The 21,351-nt window shown below is 47.8% G+C and carries 10 protein-coding genes; 4 read left to right on the forward strand and 6 right to left on the reverse strand.

Annotated features, from left to right (window positions below; all coding sequences use genetic code 11):
* Window positions 1-177 precede the first annotated feature (177 nt).
* Window positions 178-1,068 carry a formate transporter FocA gene (gene focA / locus YC6258_RS14305; protein WP_044617582.1) on the reverse strand — a complete coding sequence of 297 codons (891 nt, stop codon included), beginning with the start codon at window positions 1,066-1,068 and terminating at the stop codon, window positions 178-180.
* Window positions 1,069-1,277: 209 nt separating this feature from the next.
* Window positions 1,278-3,368, reverse strand: coding sequence for a glycosyl hydrolase family 28 protein (locus tag YC6258_RS14310; RefSeq protein ID WP_144407649.1), 2,091 nt, complete (start codon window positions 3,366-3,368; stop codon window positions 1,278-1,280).
* A gap of 974 nt (window positions 3,369-4,342) precedes the next feature.
* Here YC6258_RS14310 and YC6258_RS29815 point away from each other — a divergent pair.
* The 4 genes from YC6258_RS29815 (at window position 4,343) to YC6258_RS14330 (ending at window position 18,129) form a co-directional block, all read left to right on the forward strand.
* Window positions 4,343-4,792, forward strand: a complete 450-nt coding sequence (locus YC6258_RS29815) for a hypothetical protein (protein WP_144407650.1) — start codon at window positions 4,343-4,345, stop codon at window positions 4,790-4,792.
* 409 nt (window positions 4,793-5,201) lie between these two features.
* Entirely contained in the window at window positions 5,202-14,615 is a 9,414-nt protein-coding gene (locus YC6258_RS14320) for a non-ribosomal peptide synthetase/type I polyketide synthase (protein ID WP_211264528.1), read from the forward strand.
* Window positions 14,616-14,619: 4 nt separating this feature from the next.
* Window positions 14,620-16,326: a phytoene desaturase family protein gene (locus YC6258_RS14325; RefSeq protein ID WP_044617585.1), complete on the forward strand. Its 1,707-nt coding sequence runs from the start codon at window positions 14,620-14,622 to the stop codon at window positions 16,324-16,326.
* Window positions 16,327-16,347: 21 nt separating this feature from the next.
* Complete coding sequence (locus tag YC6258_RS14330) at window positions 16,348-18,129, forward strand: phytoene desaturase family protein (protein WP_044617586.1); 1,782 nt, start codon at window positions 16,348-16,350, stop codon at window positions 18,127-18,129.
* Window positions 18,130-18,188: 59 nt separating this feature from the next.
* On the opposite strand, the gene YC6258_RS14335 is transcribed toward YC6258_RS14330, so the two are convergent.
* The 4 genes from YC6258_RS14335 to YC6258_RS14350 form a co-directional block, all read right to left on the reverse strand.
* Window positions 18,189-18,947 (reverse strand): thioesterase II family protein, encoded by a 759-nt coding sequence (locus tag YC6258_RS14335; protein ID WP_044617587.1) that lies wholly within the window; start codon window positions 18,945-18,947, stop codon window positions 18,189-18,191.
* 248 nt (window positions 18,948-19,195) lie between these two features.
* Window positions 19,196-19,810 carry a hypothetical protein gene (locus tag YC6258_RS14340; RefSeq protein WP_044617588.1) on the reverse strand — a complete coding sequence of 205 codons (615 nt, stop codon included), beginning with the start codon at window positions 19,808-19,810 and terminating at the stop codon, window positions 19,196-19,198.
* Window positions 19,807-20,844, reverse strand: a complete 1,038-nt coding sequence (gene holA / locus YC6258_RS14345) for a DNA polymerase III subunit delta (protein WP_044617589.1) — start codon at window positions 20,842-20,844, stop codon at window positions 19,807-19,809. Before holA ends, YC6258_RS14340 begins: the two co-directional genes overlap by 4 nt.
* 1 nt (window position 20,845) lies before the next feature.
* A complete protein-coding gene (locus YC6258_RS14350; protein WP_044617590.1) occupies window positions 20,846-21,316 on the reverse strand; it encodes an LPS-assembly lipoprotein LptE in 471 nt (156 codons plus the stop codon).
* Window positions 21,317-21,351 lie beyond the last annotated feature (35 nt).

Here is a 21,351-nt window from a genome sequence, read left to right on the forward strand (position 1 = left end):
TGGCTTAGGTTGAAAACAAGTTGTCGCTTATCTGTAATGGTTATTTAAAGTAAAGCCGTTATCGAAAATTCGTCTGAGGGCTGAAGTGAGGGGCTGATTATTATTTGACAATTCTGTTTGCCTGATCTTTTAAGCCGAGCCCCTTGGAATCGGGGCCGGCAGGACAGGAGTATGGTTTCAGGCGTTCTGTTCTGAGGTGGTTTTTGTGACTTCAATCTGAGCCTGATTCATGTGTGGCTGGCGATAAATTTTCCAGTAAGTCAGTCCGACCATGAGGCCGCCGCCAATAATATTACCGATGGTCACTGGCAACAGGTTTTTGAGTAGAAAGTTGCTAATGGTCAGATCCTGGTAGGCTGACTGTCCCACGTTTGCCATATCCCAGAACTCAGCTGGCGAGAAGTGCGCAATGGACATGCCAAGAGGAATCATAAACATGTTCGCCACGCAGTGTTCGAAGCCACCCGCGACAAACATCGCCACCGGCATCATAACGATCAGAGCTTTTTCGAAGTTATTCTTACAGCCATAACTCATCCAGACGGCCAGACAGACCATCAGGTTACACAGTATGCCAAGAGCGACTGCTTCAACGAAGGTATGATGTAACTTGTGTTGGGCGATATTCATGGCGTTTACGCCCCATGCGCCATGGTCTGCGGTTTGTTGGCCGGCGGCGAAGACAATCGCGACCAGTAATAAAGAACCCACCAGGTTACCAAAATAGACGACTACCCAGGTTTTCAGCACCGTTGCTCCGCTGGCTTTGCGACTGGCCCAGGCAACAGTAGTCAAAACCGTACTGGTAAACAGTTCGCCACCACAGGTGACCAGCAACATCAGACCCAGGCTGAAGCACAAACCTCCGATGAGCTTGCTCACTCCCCAGGCCATGTCGCCGGCACCAGTAGTGACCGTAATGTAAAACACAAATCCAAGACCGATAAACAAGCCAGCAGTGATGGCCAGAAGAAAGGTGGTTTTCGGATCTTTGAGGGCTTTATAGGTGAGTTGTTGTTCAGCGATTTCTGTAAGTTCTGCGGGTGAGACCCATTGATTTTGAGACATAGCGTTACACAAAGAATCTGGTTTATGGATGAATTAAACAGATCATATCTTAGCCAGCTATGCTGTGGGCTTTATTGATTCGCATCATTTGCTGTTAGTTTACCGCCAATTCTGATGATATTTCAGAATAATGAATTGTCTTTTGGTCTGACCAGATAAATGTGATGGATATGGCCAGGCATATTTGCCTGGCCGGAAGGTGTCAGTGTTTAATCAATATTGGCTTGTTCCGGGAGAACATTGTCGAATTCAATGTTTTTCGAATTTTTGATTTGCCAGACGCTGTCGTAACCGGCGTTCCAGTTGGTGACTGTCACATTCTTGAAGACCGAATCTTTTAAATGGTCAATATCTGTCACAACGACATTTTTAATAGTGACATTAGAGAAGGTGATGTTCTCCTGATAGGTTTCCGGATAAGAGCTGTTTTCGTCGGAGCCATCATAGCCGTCAACCTTGATAACATTTTTCCCGGTATCGGGAGAGACGTTATCCAGCGTGACGTTTTCAACCAGGATATCTCTGAACTGGGCAGATGATGGTGCATCTGTAAAGACATTGTCGCCGGCAGAATACTTCAGGGTGAATATGAAAGGATTGCCGGTACCACCGCGGTTGGTGATCTCACGGTTTTCTATTGTATTGGTGTTTTTGGTTCCAATATCTTTCATGGCATTGTCTCTGAAGACAATGCGACGACCTCCGCCACCGGTCGCTGTGGTGCTTTTCATGCGCAGACCATTATCGGTCAGAAACATGACATTCTCTTCTGCCAGTATATCTTGTACCCAGGCTCCTGTGTGGCTGCCAATTGTGACCGCGCCGTGTCCCTCACGCATGTAATTATTGAATATCCAGACTTTTTCTGTTGGCTGGACATGTTCGCTGCCTTCGGCGTAGTCGGCTCCCTGTCCTGCGGCGAAGTTGATGTTGTCGTCACCACTGTCCACGAAATTTGCAAATATCATAGAGTTTTCGCTGTTGCCAAACTCGACACCATCTGCATTATTTACATCAAAGGTCTGTGTATTGTTGTAAGCAAATACGGTGTTTTCGCCTTCAAGAAACATGACACCATGGTAAGCCGGGTTGATCAGTTTCAAGCCTGCGAAGTAAAGGTTGGTTACACCCCTGAATGTGGCGAGACTGGAACGCCGGTTGGAGTATAGATCTTTATTGATCTGGCCCTTATAGCCGCCGTAGGTATTCTCAATGAGTGATTTCAGTTCGCTTTCTGTTGTCCAGGTGGTGTCTTTTTCTTGCCAGGCTGCAAACATCTGGTTGTAGGCAAGTTTCCCAAGTGTGTAGACTTTTTCCTGATTACCGGCCTGGAAATAAGCCAGCTGGTTTCCAACTTCATCCTGGGTATCGGTGTCTGAGCGAGTCCAGCCGCTGCCATCTATGGTGCCATCGCCAACGATACGGATATTTTCATATACATGGCGACGATAGTCATAACCCTGATCCTCAGTAATGTTGCCGTTCCGATGATCTTTTGACAGCACATTTAATAATGAGGGTGGGCGTCGTGAATCTGTGGGATTGGTTTTATAGCTGTAGAGCTGGTATCCCTGGTTCAGAGGATAGTCATTTGAATCAGTGGAACCTTTGAGTGTGGCACCTGACTGAATTTCCAGCGTCATGTTACTTGCCAAGAATAGGGCGCCAGAGACATATACGCTACCTGCCTGGTTGCCAGAAATAACGACTTTGCAATCAAAGGCACTGTTTGAGTCTGCGGCACAATCGTCAATGGCTTTTTGGATACTGCTTGTATTCAGTGTAGTTCCATCACCGACAGCACCATAATCAGTGATGTTTACGACTTTGCTATAGGTTGGTGCAGTTGTGGCCTTAACTATCTGACTTTGGTCCGATTCGCTACCGTCTTTGTAAACAGCGCTGACGGTAAACTCATATTCGGTATCCGGGTGAAGTCCGGTGACTTTGAAATTCAGAAATCTGGTCTGCTGATGAAAATTCTCACTGTCCGCATCAAAGAATATTTTGATGTAAGGATAAGCCGGTGAATGTTGTTGGTTGTTGCTGCTGGAAAGTCCGATGAACTCGCCATTTTTATAAATCTTATAATCGACAATGTCAGCATAATCATCTGGTTTGTGCCAGACCAGTACAATGCTGGTATCGTCATAAGCCAGAGTTGGGACCTGAGGGGTGATCTCCGTACTTTCGGGTTTACTGGCATAAGTATCGTTCGTGCCTGATGATTGGCAAGCTGTTAAGAACGTAGCCATACTCAGGATTGAGGATGTTAATAGTATGTGTCGCCCAGTTTTCATGTTTGTCTGCCTTAATAATTTTGTTGTTATTGTTTCCCGGCACTGATGTTGGAGGCGAAATAATGTATGGAATTCTTTTGTCCGCAAATGCCAGGTACGGGTTAAGTGTTTGATTCTAATGATATGATCCTGTTCTATTGTGATTTTTATCAAGGTCAATCAACTATATTTAGTATTGCAATTTAGAATCATCTCTAAATTCACACTCCCTTCCGCACTAATCTTATGGTTTATTTTCACTGGATCAACAAAAACTTTTTTTGAAACAACCGTGTTTTATGTTTTAAAAAAAATGAATTTTTGGGTATGTGTTTTTCTAAATCATTGAAACATGGTGGTTCCAGTTGAGCGTTGAATAGGCGGTTTGATCTGTGCTGGAGAGGGGTTTGATTTCGTTTGGTTTTGATGTAGGGGATTGATTAACATTTATGACGCTTATATTAATGTTAATAAATTTGTTTATTTTTATTGCATTAGTTTTGTCTAATTTATTGAATTTTAGTTTTTTTTGAATGGGTGTTTTTTCGTCATTTTGTTTTTTCATATATTAAAATTTAATTTGTCTTTGTCGTAATAATTTACGAGTAAAATAGAAATTTTAATTATTGGGATAATTGGTTTTTTTGGTTTGTCTATCGATAAAAAATTGTGTTTATTCTTGTTCCTGTGATTGTCATAATTCTGGCTTATATTCTTATTGCGATGAATTGATTGCTTTGTTATCTTGAATGCGATTTGTAGTGTTTATGCAGTAAACAGTAAACAGTAAACAGTAAACAGTAAACAGTAAACAGTAAACAGTAAACAGTAAACAGTAAACAGTAGGCAGGAAAGTGGTTTAATTGAAGCTTTCTCGCTTGGCAAAATAAGTTGTTGGCTGTATTTGCTTTTTCCTGGTGGTTGGTGCCATTCATTAGTCTGAATTGTTCCAACTTATAAATAATACTCAACATGAGTTTTAGGAAAGCCTCACTATGATTTTTTGTCAGGAAACTGGACAAAAAAATTCCACATTCGAATTTGATGTGTCAGGCAGTCAAGTTGTAATTGATCATTTTTGTTTTGGTCACTTTGTAAGATCTCATTCAAATGTACGAGTTGATGGAGTTTTATATTTTTTATTAGGTGCTGTTGTTTTTTTATTAAACTTTTTTCCTTCGGATTGCTTTTTATCCCGTTATAACCGACTTCTTCATGATGGTAGGACAGCAAAGACTGGAAGTCAGGATTTGACTATTCATCGATATGATTTTTCTTCGACGTTAAAGTCACAAGCTTTTACCTATTTATTTCAAGCTTTAAATAAGTCATTAAATTTGTATGTGACTTTGCAGCTGGGATTATGCTTTTCTGATTCTCATAAAAAAGTCGAATTGATTCCTGTTTCCGCAAGTCTCTTTAGGTCCATTCGCGGCAGCCCATGATGGGTGTTTGCTTATATCTGATTAGGCATCCCATTATTTCTGAGTAATGCGAAGTATTCGGTTCGTAGAGATCTCTGTCTCTGCGCCATTTCATCTGCTCTCCAAAAAAATCCTGTTGGCCGATTTTATATCTCCATTTTTGGGGCTGTAGTTTTGTGCGGGTAATGTTGGTTGGGGCAGTTTTTATCTCTGATAACTACACAATTAATGAGTCTCTAAAAAATGAAGAAAGTTTTGATGCTGACCAGGTAGCGTTACCTGGAGCTTGTGGTTGGTGTATCTCTCAAGAATTATTAGCGGAATAAGTTGAAGTACTGAGAAGCTGCCACCTTCAAGCGAAGTGGATGATGTTCAGCGTTAAAAAACATTTTTTCAGAGGTCTCTCAAGGAATTTAATATGAGGTCGAACATGTCTTTGAAAAATAAAATTGCAATTGTTGGGATAGGATGTCGTTTTCCCGGTCATGCTAATGATTACCAGAGCTTCTGGCAGAACCTGATTACAGGTAAAGATTGTCTTGAAGCGACGCCGCTCAATCGTTACAACGCAGAACATCTTTACAGTCATGACAAGTCGAAACCTGGGCGGTTAACGGGTGGGCGAGGTGGTTATATCGATGGCTTTGACGAATTTGACCCCGCGTTTTTTGGTATAGGCCCACGTGAAGCGGAATATATGGATCCTCAGCAACGAAAGTTGTTGGAAGTGGCCTGGGAGGCTATGGAAGATGGCGGACTCAAACCACGACAGCTAAGTGGTCAGAATGTAGGGGTCTTCATTGGTGGATTTACACTGGATTATAAGATTGTTCAGTTTGCTGATCTGAGCTTTAACGGTCTGGCTGCACATACTGCGACCGGTACCATGATGACTATTCTGTCGAACCGAATTTCGTACTGTTTTGACTTTCATGGGCCGAGTATGTCCGTCGATACGGCGTGCAGCTCATCTTTAGTCACCACTCATCTGGCCTGTCAGAGCCTGATTCGGGGTGAAAGTGATATTGCTCTGTCTGGTGGTGTGTTGCTACATATGACTCCGCAATACACGATCACTGAATCAAAAGGCGGCTTTTTGTCTCCAGAGGGACTTTCGAGAACGTATGATGCCGATGCCAATGGTTACGTGCGTTCAGAAGGTGTGGGTGTGGTGGCGCTTAAGCGGCTGGAAGATGCGCTGCGCGACGGCGATCCAATCCATGCAGTGATTATCGGATCCGGAGTCAATCAGGATGGACGGACCAACGGTATTACCGTACCGAGTGGTGAAGCGCAGGAGCAACTGATTCGCACAGTATGTGATGAAGCGGGCATTAATCCAGGCTCCCTGCAGTACATTGAGGCTCATGGTACTTCAACACCGGTTGGGGATCCGATTGAAGCCAATACGCTCGGACGGGTATTGGCCACGAAACGTCGGCCACAGGACAAATGTTATATCGGCTCTGTCAAAACCAATATCGGTCATACGGAAGCCGCCGCCGGGGTGGCGGGATTGATTAAAACGGTTCTGGCTCTGAAACATAAAACCATCCCGCCACACATCAATCTGAAAACGGTGAATCCGGCGCTGAATATTGACGATCAGCCCTTCAATATCCCATCCGAACCGGTTGCCTGGCCGGAACATGAAGGCCCGGCACGGGCAGGCGTGAACTCTTTTGGTTTCGGCGGAACGAATGCTCACGTACTGTTGGAAGAGTCTCCGGTTCAGTTATTGGCGGACAAACCCGAAACTTATCCGGCACGTGCATTGCTGCCGTTGAGTGCCGACGATGACGCGGATTTGACTCGTGTGGCCATCAAAATGCGTGATGCAGTACTGGCTTCCGATGATCCTCAAACGTTTCTGTATCATGCCGGTCATACACTGGCGAACCGGCGTGAGTTATTGTCCAAGCGTGTCACCTTTGCCTATGAGAGTCATGATGATCTGATTGCCACGATGGACAGTTATATTGACGGCCAGAATAACGTTAATGCTATTGTGGGCAGCCCGATCCCTGAACAGCAGCGTCGGCTGGTTTGGGTTTTTACCGGTATGGGACCGCAATGGTGGGCCATGGGGCGGCAATTGTTCCAGACCGAGCCCGTCTATCGCGACATGATCGAGCGCTGTGATGAGCTAATGAGTCAGCATGCCAACTGGTCGTTGATCGAACAGTTGAATGCGAGTGAAGAAGATTCGAAAATGGCCGATACCTGGCTGGCTCAACCCGCTAACTTCGCTTTGCAGGTTGCTCTGGCGGCACTTTGGCGGTCCTGGGGAGTCACCCCGGAAGCAATTGTCGGCCATAGTGCCGGTGAGGCAGCAGCGTTCTACGAAGCGGGAGTTTACTCTCTGGAAGATGCTGTCAAAGTCATTATCGAGCGAAGTCGTCTGCAATACCTGCTCGATGGTCATGGCACCATGCTGGCCGTCAGTCTGACTGAAGAAGAGGCGTTGGAACGTATAGCGCCTTATGGCGAACGTATTTCGATTGCGGCCATAAACAGCCCCACGGCAATCACGTTGGCGGGCGATGAGGAGCCGCTGAAGCTGTTAGCTGACGAACTTCATGAGAGTAAGGTTTTTGCCAAGTTTCTGGCCGTTAATGTGCCTTATCACAGTGCCAAAATGGAATTGATCGAAGAGGAATTATTTGCTTGCCTGGCAGATATTCAGCCTCAACCGGCGAAAATACCCGTTTACCTGACGGCCCGGTCCGGAATTGCCAAAGGACCGGAGCTGGATGCTGCATACTGGTGGGAAAATGTGCGTTACAGCGTTCGATTCAAAGATGCGATTACGCATCTGGCCAAAGATGGCTATCGCCTGTTTCTCGAAATTGGCCCGCATCCGGTATTGGGACATTCAATTAAGGACTGCATGAGTGTATTGCAGATTCCGGTGGATATTCTGTTTACCATTCGTCGTCTGGAAGACGAAGGTCAGCGATTCATGCAGGCTCTGGCAATGCTGCATAATCTTGGTTACCCGATTGACTGGCAGGCTATGTTTCCCGAAGGTCGTTGGGTGACACTGCCGACCTATCCCTGGAAGCAGGATCGTTACTGGGTGGAAGCTGCCGCCGTTGCGCAAATTCGTCTCGGTCAAACTCATCACCCTTTGTTGGGACGAAGATTACCAACAGCAGAGCCGGGGTTTGAAACGCTTCTGGATATTGAACAACAACCCTACCTGGGGGATCACCGCATCCAGGGGAATGTATTGTTTCCCGCAGCCGGTTTTCTTGAGATGGCCATGCAGGCCATTAAGGCACTTACCGGTAAAGCCAATGGTACGGTGCGGGATCTGCAGTTAAAGAAAGCACTTTATCTGCCGGATGCAGATGTCAAACCCGTTCAGTTTTTGCTCAGCAGTGATAATGCCCGTTTCAGCATTGCCACTTTGCCACAGAACTCTGTCTCCGGTGACAGTGCTATTCACGCGACGGGGTACTTGCAGGTGTCACCAATTCCCCGCTGGCCCCAAACGTTTGCACTGGATGACATTCGCGAACGTTGCCAGTTGAAGCTCTCCGGAAATGCCTGCTACGCCACATTGGCAGAAATGGGGTATCACTATGGTCCGGTGTTTCAACCCATCGATAAAGTCTGGGTTGGCGATAATGAAGCGTTGGCGTTGCTGCTTCCCCGGCTGGATGACCAGCAGCTGGAACAGCACTCATATCACTTTCATCCAACGTTGCTGGATGCCTGTTTTCAAACCGTACTAACCACAGAAATTCTGCATTTTCAAAATGGTTCTGAGTCAGCCATGCGGTTGCCGTTGTCCCTGGCCAGTTTTGAGAGCCGGGAGATCGGTATTCAGCCGTTGTGGGCTTACAGCAAAGTCACTGCCCGCACCACAGACGAAATCATTTCTGATATTTATGTATACGACAAAAATGGCGATTGCCTGGCCAGGATGGAAGGATTTCGAGCAGGTAACGTAGATGCGGTTCCCAGTCAGGCTGCGCTGAGCACCATTGACAACTGGTTAACGGAAGTACATTGGATCAACAAGGATATTCCTGAAGAGGCCTTGGCGGAGCCGCTGACAGCGTCAAATGGAACCGTACTCGTCGTCGGGGATCGCAGGCACCCGCTGGTCATCGAGTGTGTGTCCCGGTTGCGGGATATGCGACAACCATTCTGCATGGTTGATCATGATCCGGGCTTTGTATTTGAAACCAAACAATCTCAGGCGTTATTTGATACCGCCAGCCGGGAAGACTGGCAGGCATTTTTTGGTGCGCTGAAAGACAGTGATTTACCGGCATGTGACGGCATTCTGGATCTGCGCCAACTCAGTGTTCCGGAGCTTGATACCTGTAGCCCGGAGACGTTGGCGTCGCAGAACAGCTACGCCACATATCCTTTGATTGCCATGGCACAGGCTTTGTTGGCCAGTCAGATTCAGGCGCGATTGCTGATCGTGACCGCCAGGGGGCAGGCCGTGTTACCGGATGAAGGCCCGAATCCGCTGGCTGCCGCAGCATGGGGTGTTGGTCGGGTGCTCTGGTATCAGGAACTGATTACTAACCGCGGCTCGTTATTGGATGTTGACTGGCAGCAGGGAGACGGTGCACAGCAGTGTACTGAAGCCGTTGAACATATTCTGACAGAACTGCGGGCTGATCGCTGGCCGGCATTCAGTCAACCGGGTTCGGGTGTCTATGAAGGCGAAGTAGCGTGGCGCCAGAATCAACGTTATGCCTGCAGGCTTAGAGCTGCTGAAAATCTCGGCCGGCCATTACCGCTACAACTGAGACCGGATGCCTGTTATCTGGTGACAGGTGCATTCGGGGCATTGGGACAACTGCTGTGTCACACACTGGTAGATCGTGGTGCCAGACGTTTGATCCTGATGGGGCGTACGGCTTTACCTGAGCGTTCAGAATGGTCAGGACTCCCAACCGATCATCCGCTGTCGAAGCAAATAACCTTCGTTCGCTCACTGGAAGCGAAAGGGGTGGATGTCATTACTGCAGCTGTGGACGTCAGCTATGAAGAGAGTCTGAGTGCTTGGTTGCAGGACTTCCGTCAATGGCAGTTGCCGCCAATACGCGGTGTTTTTCATTTGGCCGGACAGGTTAGAGACACATTGCTGGCAGATATGACCCCCGAGAGTTATAACGCCGCTTATGATCCCAAAGTCGTGGGATCCTATTTACTGCACCAGTATTTACACGATCAGCCGTTGGATTATTTTGTCATGTTCGCTTCGGTGGCATCTTTGCTGACGACGGCAGGGCAGACTAACTATGCAGCCGGAAATGCCTTTCTGGATGCACTTGCTCATTATCGACGTTCCCAAGGTTTACCTGGATTGGCGCTCGACTGGGGACCATGGGCGACAGGCATGATTGAAGACCTGGGACTGATTGATCACTATCGCAACAGTCGTGGAATGAACTCTACGGCGCCGGAAGCCGGCATGGACATTGTTGAACGTGTGCTGGGCCAGGATGTTCCGCAGCTGATGATCAACACAGTGGTTGACTGGCCGTTATTCAATGCCTGGTATCAGGAAATGCCTCCTATCATTGCGGAACTGGCCAGTTCGCAGCAACAGGCGGCTGGTGATGAGGACCATGGCAGCTTTTTGGAGCGTTATCGTTGGGCTGATGAGAGTGACCGTCAGACCTTGCTGGAAGAACACTTTGTCTTCGTGGTCAGTGATGTGTTGCGCATCAAGGCTTCGGGAGTGTCCATGGCCAGCAATCTGAATGATCTGGGGCTCGACTCACTGCTGGCAATTGAATTGCGGGCCCGGATTCAGCGGGATATCAAGGTTTCTTTGCCTGTGGTTACGTTATTGTCCGGAACGCCAGTCAGTGATCTGATTGCCCAGGTTGAAGGTGATCTGGTCGCACAACTGGGACAGGACGGTGGTCAAACCGAAACCAGTGATGTTGAAATTTACTCCAACGAACATGAATTCCCGTTGTCACGCAATCAAACCGCATTGTGGTTTTTGAAACATTTGAACCCCGATGGCTTTGCCTACAATATCGGCGGTGCGGTGGAAATTCGCGCTGAACTTCAGCCGGAACTGATGTTTGATGCTGTTCGCACGATGATTCGGCGGCATCCCATGTTACGTGCCAATTTTGCCCAGAAAGATGGCCGGGCCATGCAATTCATCAGTGATAAGCCGAAAGAGGATATCGGTTTGCTGGATATGGAAGGTACCCCTTGGGAGCAGGTATATAACCATATCATTGCAGAATACCGTAAACCCTATGATCTGGCTCACGATCCGTTGATGCGGTTTCGTCTGTATCGATTGGCGGACGATCGCTGGGTAATGATGAAAGCGGTGCACCATATTATTTCCGATGCGATTTCCACCTTTACGTTTATCGAAGAATTATTGGCGGTGTACGAGGGAATGCGTGGGGGAGAAAATGTCATATTACCACCGGCCAAAGCCCGTTATCTGGATTACGTAAACTGGCAGAATCGTTTTCTGGTCAGTGATCGGGCGCAGAAAATGCAAAACTACTGGCTGGAACATCTGCCTGATGAAATTCCGGTCCTGAATCTACCGATAGACAAACCCCGCCCGGCCGTACAAACAAACAATGGCGCTTCAGAGTTTTTCATCATTGAAGCGGACATGACTGCACGTTTGCACCAGTTGGCTCAGAAACAGGGAGTGACTGTGTTTATGGTGCTGCTGTCGACGTACTATGCCTTACTACATCGTTACAGTGGTCAGCAGAACATCATTGTTGGTAGCCCGGTGATGGGCAGAACGGAGCCAGAGTTCAACAGTTTGTATGGTTACTTTGTCAATCCTTTGCCCTTACATGTCGATCTGAGTAATAACCCGAATACGCTGCAACTGCTCAGTCAGGTTCAGGATACAGTGTTGAACGGACTGGATAATCAGGAATATCCGTTTGTCATGCTGGTGGATAAACTCGGTCTTAAACACGATCCGAGCCGTTCGGCGGTGTTCCAGGCTATGTTTATCCTGCTGGCCCATAAAGTGGCCACAGAGCAATATGGATACCGGTTGGACTACATCGAACTACCGGAAGAGGAAGGTCAGTTTGATCTGACATTGTCCGCGTATGAGGATGAAGCTGAAGGTCGTTTTCACTGTGTGTTCAAATACAACACTGACTTGTTTTTGGCTGAAACCGTGCAGCGCTTCGCCGGTCATTTTATTAATTTGCTGGAAGCGATGCTGGAGACACCAGAGTTAGCTATTAATGAGTTACCTATGCTGTCAGTGGATGAACAGCAGCAACTCTTGACTGACTGGAGCGGTGCCGAGCATAAATCCCCGGCTGAAATGTTAGTCACTGAACTGGTTGATCAGTATCGGGACAAAGATGAACCTGCTGTGATCACGCCCGAGCAGGAAGGCTTGCCAGGTGCTGATCAACGAAGGGAGGTCAGTTACGCACAACTGGTCAGGGAGTCGGACAGGCTGGCCGTCAATCTTCAGGCGATTGGAGTTGGTCGTGGTGATGTGGTGGCATTGAGCCTGATGAAGTCCCCGGACATGATGGTTTCTTTGTTGGCTGTTTTGAAGACAGGAGCAGCTTATTTGCCGATAGATCCGGATTATCCGGAGGATCGTGTTGTCTACATGCTGGATCATGCCAAAGCCCGGATGGTTCTGACCAGTGACCACTTGCTGCCACGCTTTGAACAATGGCAGGGGCAGGTGCTGACTCTGGATGATCCTCAGTTAGCCAAATGGTCATCAGACAAACCTGATACCAAAATAAACGCTATGGATACTGCCTACGTTATCTTTACCTCAGGTTCTACAGGTAAGCCGAAAGCGGTGCAGGTCAGTCATGGTAATCTGGCGGCAGTTTATCAAGGTTGGCATGAATACTATCGGTTATCCGATGCTGTCCGGGTGCATGCGCAAATGGCCAGTTTTTCCTTTGATGTGTTTGCCGGTGACTGGTTAAGGGCGTTGTGCTCCGGAGGTTCTCTGGTCTTGATCGGACGCGACCTGCTGTTTAATACCGCCCGTTTGTATCAGACTTTGAAGCAGGAACGGGTTGACTGCATGGAGTGTGTGCCAGCCGTGGCACGTGGATTGATGCAGTATTGTGAACGCGAAGAAAAACGATTGGATTTTATCCAGTTGTTGATGGTGGGATCTGATGTTTGGAAAGTCGAAGAAATTCAGAAACTGAAAGCACTTTGTACAAACCGGGTGGTCAACTCCTACGGTCTCACTGAAGCGACTATCGACAGCGCTGTGTTTGAAGGCGATACCTCTCAACTGGAATCCGGACAAATGGTGCCGGTGGGACATCCCTTTGCTAACAGTGAACTATATGTCCTGGATGCACACCAGCAACCATTGCCAGTTGGTGTGCCTGGTGAACTGTGGATCGGCGGTGAAGGTGTGGCGTTGGGGTATCTGGGGGCACCGGAAATGACAGCGCAACGTTTTGTAAAACTGAATTTAAACGGACAGAGCAGAACCTATTACCGTACTGGCGACCTGGCAAAATGGGACCGTCAGGGTTGTCTGCAATTGTTGGGACGCGCCGATAATCAGGTTAAGGTTCGTGGACACCGGATTGAAGTGGGTGAAATTGAGACCCAACTGAAAATGCATCCGGAAGTGGCGCAGGCAATTGTGACCGTTCACAAAGATGCCAGTGAAGAAACTCAGTTATGTGCTTACTGGGTGGCGCATAACGGTTACTCGGATAACCATAACAGTCATCAGTCTGTGGATGCCCGGCAATTACGTCAGCATCTGGGTGAGGTTCTTCCCACATACATGATTCCTGCATGGTTTGTGGAAGTCGATCAGTTACCGCTTTCGCCAAATGGTAAGGTGGATATCAATGCTTTGCCGGAACCGGTCATAGAAAATACCATTGTTGAGCCTCCGCATACCTTATATGAAGTTCGGATGGCACATCATTGGAAAACCCTGCTCAACCTGGAACAGGTTGGCGTCGAGCAGGATTTCTTTGTGCTGGGTGGCAGTTCCATCAAGTTGATTGAGCTGATTTATCTGCTACAACATGAATTCAACGTTGAGGTGTCTGTCAGTCAGTTGTTCAAAACATCGACGTTGTACGGCATGGCGAAAACCCTGGAACACATCATCATCGGTCGGGAAACCGGAGCCGGTCCATATCTGCATTTTAATGATCAACGGCAAAATACCGTTTTCTGCTTTCCTCCGGCAGGTGGGCATGGACTGGTGTATCGCCAACTTGCCGAGGCAATGCCGGGACATCATCTTTTAGCATTTAATTATCTGACTGGTGAGCAAAAAGTAGAGCGATATACCGATCTGATCAAACAACAGCAACCAGAGGGACCGTATGTTCTGCTGGGTTATTCCCTGGGTGGGAATCTGGCATTCGAGGTGGCCAAAGAGTTGGAGCGGCGCGGTGATGAAGTCAGTCATGTGGTCATAATCGACTCCTACCGTATTGCCGAAACGTTTGTCTTGAAAGATGAACATATCGCGGAATTTGAACTCGAACTTAAAGAGCATCTGCAGAAACACACTGGCTCTGCCAGGGTTGAGGCTGAGACGCTGGCGCAAGCGAAGGATTACATCGAGTTCAGTAGTCAAACCATCAACAGCGGCCACTTAAACAGCATGATCACGATCCTTGCTGATGAGTCCAAAATGGCCTTCTACGAGGCCGGTCAGGAAGGCAGCTGGGCGGGTTGTGCCGATACCGTCAATCTCTATCAGGGTTCCGGTTTACATGCCGATATGCTCGACGAAGACCATATTCTGGCCAACGCTTCTTTAATACTGACTGATATTTCACCTGATATTGAAATGATGAATACCGGTGTTTCTGCTGAAATGGAGGTATAAGAGTATGACAACTGCCAACAAAACGACGTCTGCCACCAAAGGCACAAACGAGATTCTGATTATTGGCGCAGGTGTGGCCGGTCTGGCGGCCGGGTGCTATCTGCAGATGAACGGTTTTCAAACCCGGATACTGGAACGACATACTCTGCCTGGAGGTTGCTGTACCGCCTGGACCAGGAAAGGTTATGTATTTGATTACTGCATTGAGTGGCTAAATGGTACTGACCCTGACAGCTCTCCGTATAAAGTCTGGCATGAACTCGGAGCGTTGAATGGCAAATCAATAAAGACGTTTGAACAGTTTAACCGGGTCATCGACGCCGATGGTCAGACGGTTAACTTTTATACCGACCCTGATCGTCTGGAACAGCATCTGCTCAGTATTTCCCCTGAGGATGAACGACTCATCAAAAATTTTTGCCGGTACATGAGGCGCTTTCAGAAACTGGATCTATGTCCTCCACTGGCTCCAATTCCATTGATGGGTTGGAAACAGAAACTGACGATGGCAGCAGAGATTCTGCCGCAGTTGGGGTTGTTCTGGCGTACCGGTGGTACCCAGATGGATGATTTTTGCGAGCAACTGAAACACCCGTTACTGAAAAAGACCTTTCCTCTGATATTGATGCAGGACCATGGTAACTTTTCGTTGATTCCCTATCTCTACACGATGGCGGCAGCTGGAAGTGGCAATGCCGGTTTTCCGGAAGGAGGATCTCTGGGGCTATCGCAATCGATCACCCGGCGCTATCTCGATCTGGGCGGAAAAATTGATTACAAGATTAAAGTGGATCGTGTGCTGCTTGAAAAAGATGGTGATGATAACAGAGCTGTCGGTGTGAGGTTGAAGAATGGCAGGGAGATTCCTGCCTCGCAGGTGATTTCAACCATTGATGGTCATACGACATTGTTCCACCTGCTGGAGGAACAATATATGACCCCAACCCTGGATAAACTGTATCACGAGATTTTGCCGCAAGGGGGCAATACTTATCCCGGGTTGATCACCGTGTTTGTGGGTTGTCGTAAAAAAGTGGGGGAAGGAGAACCGCACAGTACCACTTATATTTTGAATGAACAGGAAGCCGAACAGCTTCCTGAATGTATGCAGGGCAGTATCCTGTTGCAGCATCGCAGTCGGATGGCAGATGGTTTTACGCCACAGGAAGGATCCGTTATTCGCCTGGCCTATTTCACCTATTTTGATCGATGGAACCGTTGGCGTAGTGAAGATAAACCTCATTATCGTCGCCGCAAAGAAGAGATTGTTACATTTATCCGCAGTTTTCTGGAAAAACTTTATCCAGGCATAAATGACACCATAGATGTGATAGAGGTGGCGACACCGGTTACCATGAAACGTTACACCGGTAACACGGGTGGAGCGATACTGGGGTGGAAATCAGAAGAGGCGGATAACCTGCTGGATCGTTTGATCAATAAAGACAAAATGCAACTTCCCGGTTTGAAAAACTTTTATATGGCCGGGCATTGGGTTGCCGGAGGAAGTCTGATCAAAGCAGCGGTATCCGGTCGCTATGTTGCGCAGTTTCTGTGTAAGAACATGAACCGATCATTTGATAGCGGGTTCAGTAATTACCAGGGGGCATGGCATCCGGATCAGTGGGGGTTGCAGCTTGAACGTTCAACATCCGAATCTGTTCAGGATGACGAAGCAGATGTACTTGAAACTATCACCGCAAACATATGATCAGCATTAAGGGGAAACGATATGTCGTCTCACACTGAGCCGCGAACTGAGCGCAAATCCATGTTGATTATCGGTGGGGGCCTGGGAGGGCTTTCGACCGGTTGTTATGCGCAGATGAATGGTTATGATGCTCATATTCTGGAAATGCATGAGATTCCGGGAGGCTGTTGTACTGCCTGGGAAAAAGGGGATTTCTGGTTTGACTGGTGTATCAGTTGGTTGCTGGGGAGTGGGCCTGGCAACGAAATGTATCAGATTTGGCGCGAAATTGGTGGCCTGGATGGAAAGGAAATCCGCCATCCGGAAATTTTCAATATTGTAACGACCATCAGTGGTGATGAAGTCCGGTTTTACTCAGACCCGGATAAACTGGAAAAGCACCTGCTTGATATCTCGCCTGACGATGCAAAGATGATTAAGCAGTTTTGTGAAGGTCTGCGAAAGTTCATCCGATGCCTGAAAGTCTATCCGTTTCTGCAACCAGTAGGATTAATGAGCGTTTGGCAACGCGCCAAAATGATGGCGTCGTTTGTGCCGTATTTTAACTTGATCCGTAAAACCATTACCGAGCTTATGGTAGATTATTCGGCTAAGTTTACCAGTCCGGTGCTGCAGGAGGCATTCAATTTCATTCTCTATGAAAAACACCCTAATTTTCCGGTATTGCCAGTCTATTTTCAGCTGGCATCCCATGCGACTCATTCGGCAGGAGTCCCGCAAGGAGGCTCTCTGGCTCTTGCCAACTCAATTGCCGGCAGATATGAACGGTTAGGTGGCCAGATTACTTACAATGCCAAAGTCGAGGAAATTCTGGTCGAAAATGATACTGCTGTCGGAGTACGTTTGAGTGATGGGCGTGAGTATCGTGCCGATATTATCGTGTCTGCTTCCGATGGCTATAACACGTTGATGAAGTTACTCAAAGGTCAATATATGAGTGACACCTTTCGTCGGCTTTATACTGAGACCATAAAAAAACCGGAGATGGTGTTCCCTGGCTATCTGACCGTATTTTTGGGGCTGAATCGGGAACTGCCGGACATGGAGTACTGTACCACCTACATCTTACCGCCGGAGGTTGCGGCGAAAATGCCCGGTATGCGCCATGCCAGTATCAATGTGCAACTGCGCAGTGGATTGTATCCGGAACTGGCACCGCCAGGACAAACCATGCTGTATGTCAGCTATTTTTGTGATATCGCACCCTGGCGTGAGTTGACTGATGGTACAGAACAGGTTTCGCGCGTTAAGGGCGGCGAGGAAATTCATACCTTACCGTTGCGACGAGGCAGGGCGTATTTGTCCGCCAAAAAGCAGGTGATGAACCACCTGATAGAGTTTCTTGAAGGCTATATTCCAGGGCTGAGAGACTCTGTTGTGGTACGTGACATTGCTACACCAATGACACAGGTTCGCTATACCAAGAACTATGATGGTTCTGTGTTGGGTTGGCAACCTTTTGTGGATGGTGGTGAAACGCTGGAGGAAGAGGTGAAGCGTAATGGTCCGGGAATCCCCGGGTTGAAAAACTTCTATTTTTCCGGAGTCTGGATAACCACTGGAGGTTTGATTCGGGCGGCGGCGTCTGGCCGACATGTCATGCAGTTTATTTGTAAGGATGATAATAAAGCGTTTCAGGCCCACGTCGAGCAGGGAGCTGAGGCACCAACCCATGTCGTCTATCCACCACGGACAGAGTGGCAGCGAAACCGAATCAAAGGCACTGTTATGGGTGTGACCAGCAGGGAGAGCAGTCATGACTCTGTTGAGGAGGAAAACATTTTGAGTGCGGTGGAAAACTAAGGCCTGTCGGTATCATGAGGGTGAGGCAGAAAGTTTTGCCTCACCAGATGAATGACAGGTTATATCGGCATGGTCATCATATGTCGTTTCAGGCGCTTATAAATGATGTCGACGATATCGCGGGTATAGTCATGAATGAAAAAGTGTCCGCCATCGAACACATGACATTCCGGGGTCTTATGAAAATGTTTCTGCCAGCTTAAGTGTTGTATCTCGGTGTCAGGAAAGTCCGATTTTCCGAATAACAGGGATGCATGAATATCCAATGGCACCGGGTCGGCTGGGGGGCAGGTTTCAATCATCTTAAAGTCTGCTTTTAGTGCTGGCAGCAACAGCTCCATTAATTCTTTGTTATGAAGTGCGGCTTCATCAGTGCCTCCCAGTTCCGCCATTTTTTCCAGAAACTCTGCATCCGGAAGGTGGTGAAGATTGTCCCGGTTGCGTGGCAGATTTGGAGATCTGACTGCTGAGACAAACAGATGCTGGGGCATTTTTTTACGTCGCAGTTTCAGTTCTCTGGTTAACTGATAAGCGATCCTGGCACCCAGACTGTGGCCAAAGAAAGCGTAGGGTATGGAGTCCTGCAGAGGTAATTCATTGATCAGAATATCGATTAACTCGTCGATGCTCTCCAATGGCTTTTCATTGAGACGCTCGGCCCGGCCCGGCATTTGAAGTGCGCTGACGTCTATATCCAGATCTGCCGGAAGCAGATGTTTCCATTGACTGAAGATTCGCGCATTGCCGCCCGCATATGGAAAAAGGAAGAGCCTGATCGACGGATTATGGGACTGCCTAATGGGTATAAACCATTTCATATTGTGTCCTTTTGCAAATACCACAGTGTGGATATGGTTATATGGCTGTTCAGATATCAAAAAAAGAGCAGAGGGTTATCATGATCTATTGTGTGATGCCGTCAGACATCAGTCCAGTCTCCGAACGTCTCAATTCATTGAGTTGGCCGGGGGATCGGTCTAAAGAATGAGATGAATAACAGCGGTGTTAAACCGGGTAGTATCTTTTCAGAGTGCGAACAACCTGATCCTTCTCTGCCAATGTACGGTTAATAGTCGAGTTCTATACCAATATATACGGCGATATGACTTCCAGATACATTGGTGCCTTGGCTGCCCTGATAGTTGATCCATTGGGCTCTGACGCCAGCGGTATAAAAGGTTTCCAAAGGGTCGTAAGACAGGTCTGCAATGATTCCAAAAGCCGAATCAAAGGACTCCCGAATCGAAGCTCTCGATGGCAGGTCTGCCTGGTATTTTGTGTCAAAATCAAACGTTGGACCAATGCCCCAACGCAATGAGTGATGGTCACGATAAAATGGGATGACAGATACGCGATAGCGGCTGAACTGAACATCTCCATCATCTTCATCGTAGTGGTGCCAGTGCCGGCCCAGGTCGATCATCATGCCGCCGCGGGGATTGATATTGACTGCGACCCGCGCCATCCAGAAATAAAGATTGCCACTTCTGACGGACATTTTGCTGGTCAGTCCATTACCGTTAACGGTGACACTGGGGCCGATTTCCTCGCCACCGTAACTGACTCCGTAAATACCTCCAAGTTGCACCGGGCTCAAATGAGAGCCGTCATAGGAGGCTGCATGAATCTGCGCGGAAAATAGCGCGCCTGTGATCAACACGAAGGATAAAAAAAGTTTCATGAAATTAAAGCCGGTATAAGTCGGGTGTTTGCATCTGTGCGACACATGCCGAGAATTAAAGCATGCAGTTCCATCCAGGTATCGGATTTCTCCAGCCCTTTGATGGTGCTGTCTACCCGTCCGGCCTGGGTGAGCAATTTGTTAATGAGGCTGATAGAGCAACGTGACATTGCTGCTTCATAGGCTGCTTCGCGATTTTTCCAAACGCCGTTCTGTTGGAAAACCTGGCGTTTGGGTTGCCCCGCGCTCAGGCGGGTGAGTACCATACTTAAGGTTCGCAGTTCCCGACTTAAGGCCCACAAAATAATGGGAGCTTCAGTGCCTTCAGCTTTCAGGCCGTTCAGAATTTTAACCGCTCTGGGCAACTCACCGAAAAGGCAGGCGTTGGTGAGATCAAATACGTCATAACGGGAACTATCACCGACTGCCTGGATAACCAGCTCTGTGTTGATCAGCGGGTTTTCTGTCAATAACAGCAGCTTCTCGATTTCCTGATGAGCAGCCAGTAGATTGCCATCCACCCTGTCAGCCAGTATGTCCAGCGCTTCCGGTTCAATTGTATGGTTATGCATGGCAAATTGCTGTCTTATCCACGGAGCAAAGTCTTTGTTTTCGAGGGGCCATATTTGAATGAAGCCAATCTGTTTTTCCAGTTGCAGGAACCACTTTGATTTGGTGGTACTGCTTTCCAGCTTACCGGTCACCACAATAAACAAATTATCTTCGTTTGGACGTTCGGCCAGTTCCAGCAGCGTTTTCCGGGCATGATCGGTCAGTTTGCCTGGAATGCGCACTTCGATGGTTTTGCGGCTTGAAAACAAAGACATTTCATTGGCCGATTGAAACAGTTCGTTCCAGTCAAAACCCGCTTCAACCTGAAACCGTTCGCGTTCATCGTATCCGGATGCTTTGGCTTTTTCTCTGATTTGATCACTGGCTTTCTGTACCAGCAGCGGCTCATCACCACTGATCAGATAAAACGGCAATAAATGACCGGCAAGATGCTGTGTCAGCTGATTGAGGTTGATTTTCATATCAGTCGCTGTCCAGATTCTGGCTGGTCAGAAAATCATAAATGTCTCTGGCAATTGCTGAAAACAACTGAGTACGCTGACTATCAATCATCAGTCGTTTGTTCTTTTCGTCATTGGCATTGAACTGGACGGTGGCTTCTTTCACAAAGACTTGGGGAAAGACGATGAGTTTGCCATCCGAATTATTGACCTGAACAGTTATCTCGATCGTTAATGCCATGCTGCTGTTGCCAACATAGCGGTCATACTGCTGCTGTTTTTTAACGACCAGAGCCAGTGGCAGATCCGTACTGTCAGTGATCAGTTGAGTTCCCTGATAACTGAACGTTTGCTGCAGTATCTTTTCAAATTCACCAGCCCGTTGAGTGACCAGGGCCATCTGATCGGGTAGATGGTTTTCAACAGGTTTATCCAGAGTAAAGCCACAGGCCGTTAACAACAAAGGAAAGAGAATGACTAAAAATCTGTGCATAAGCATGTCTCTGGCGACAGAATGAAAGGGGCCTA

It is taken from the genome of Gynuella sunshinyii YC6258, from assembly GCF_000940805.1.
Classification (GTDB): domain Bacteria; phylum Pseudomonadota; class Gammaproteobacteria; order Pseudomonadales; family Natronospirillaceae; genus Gynuella; species Gynuella sunshinyii.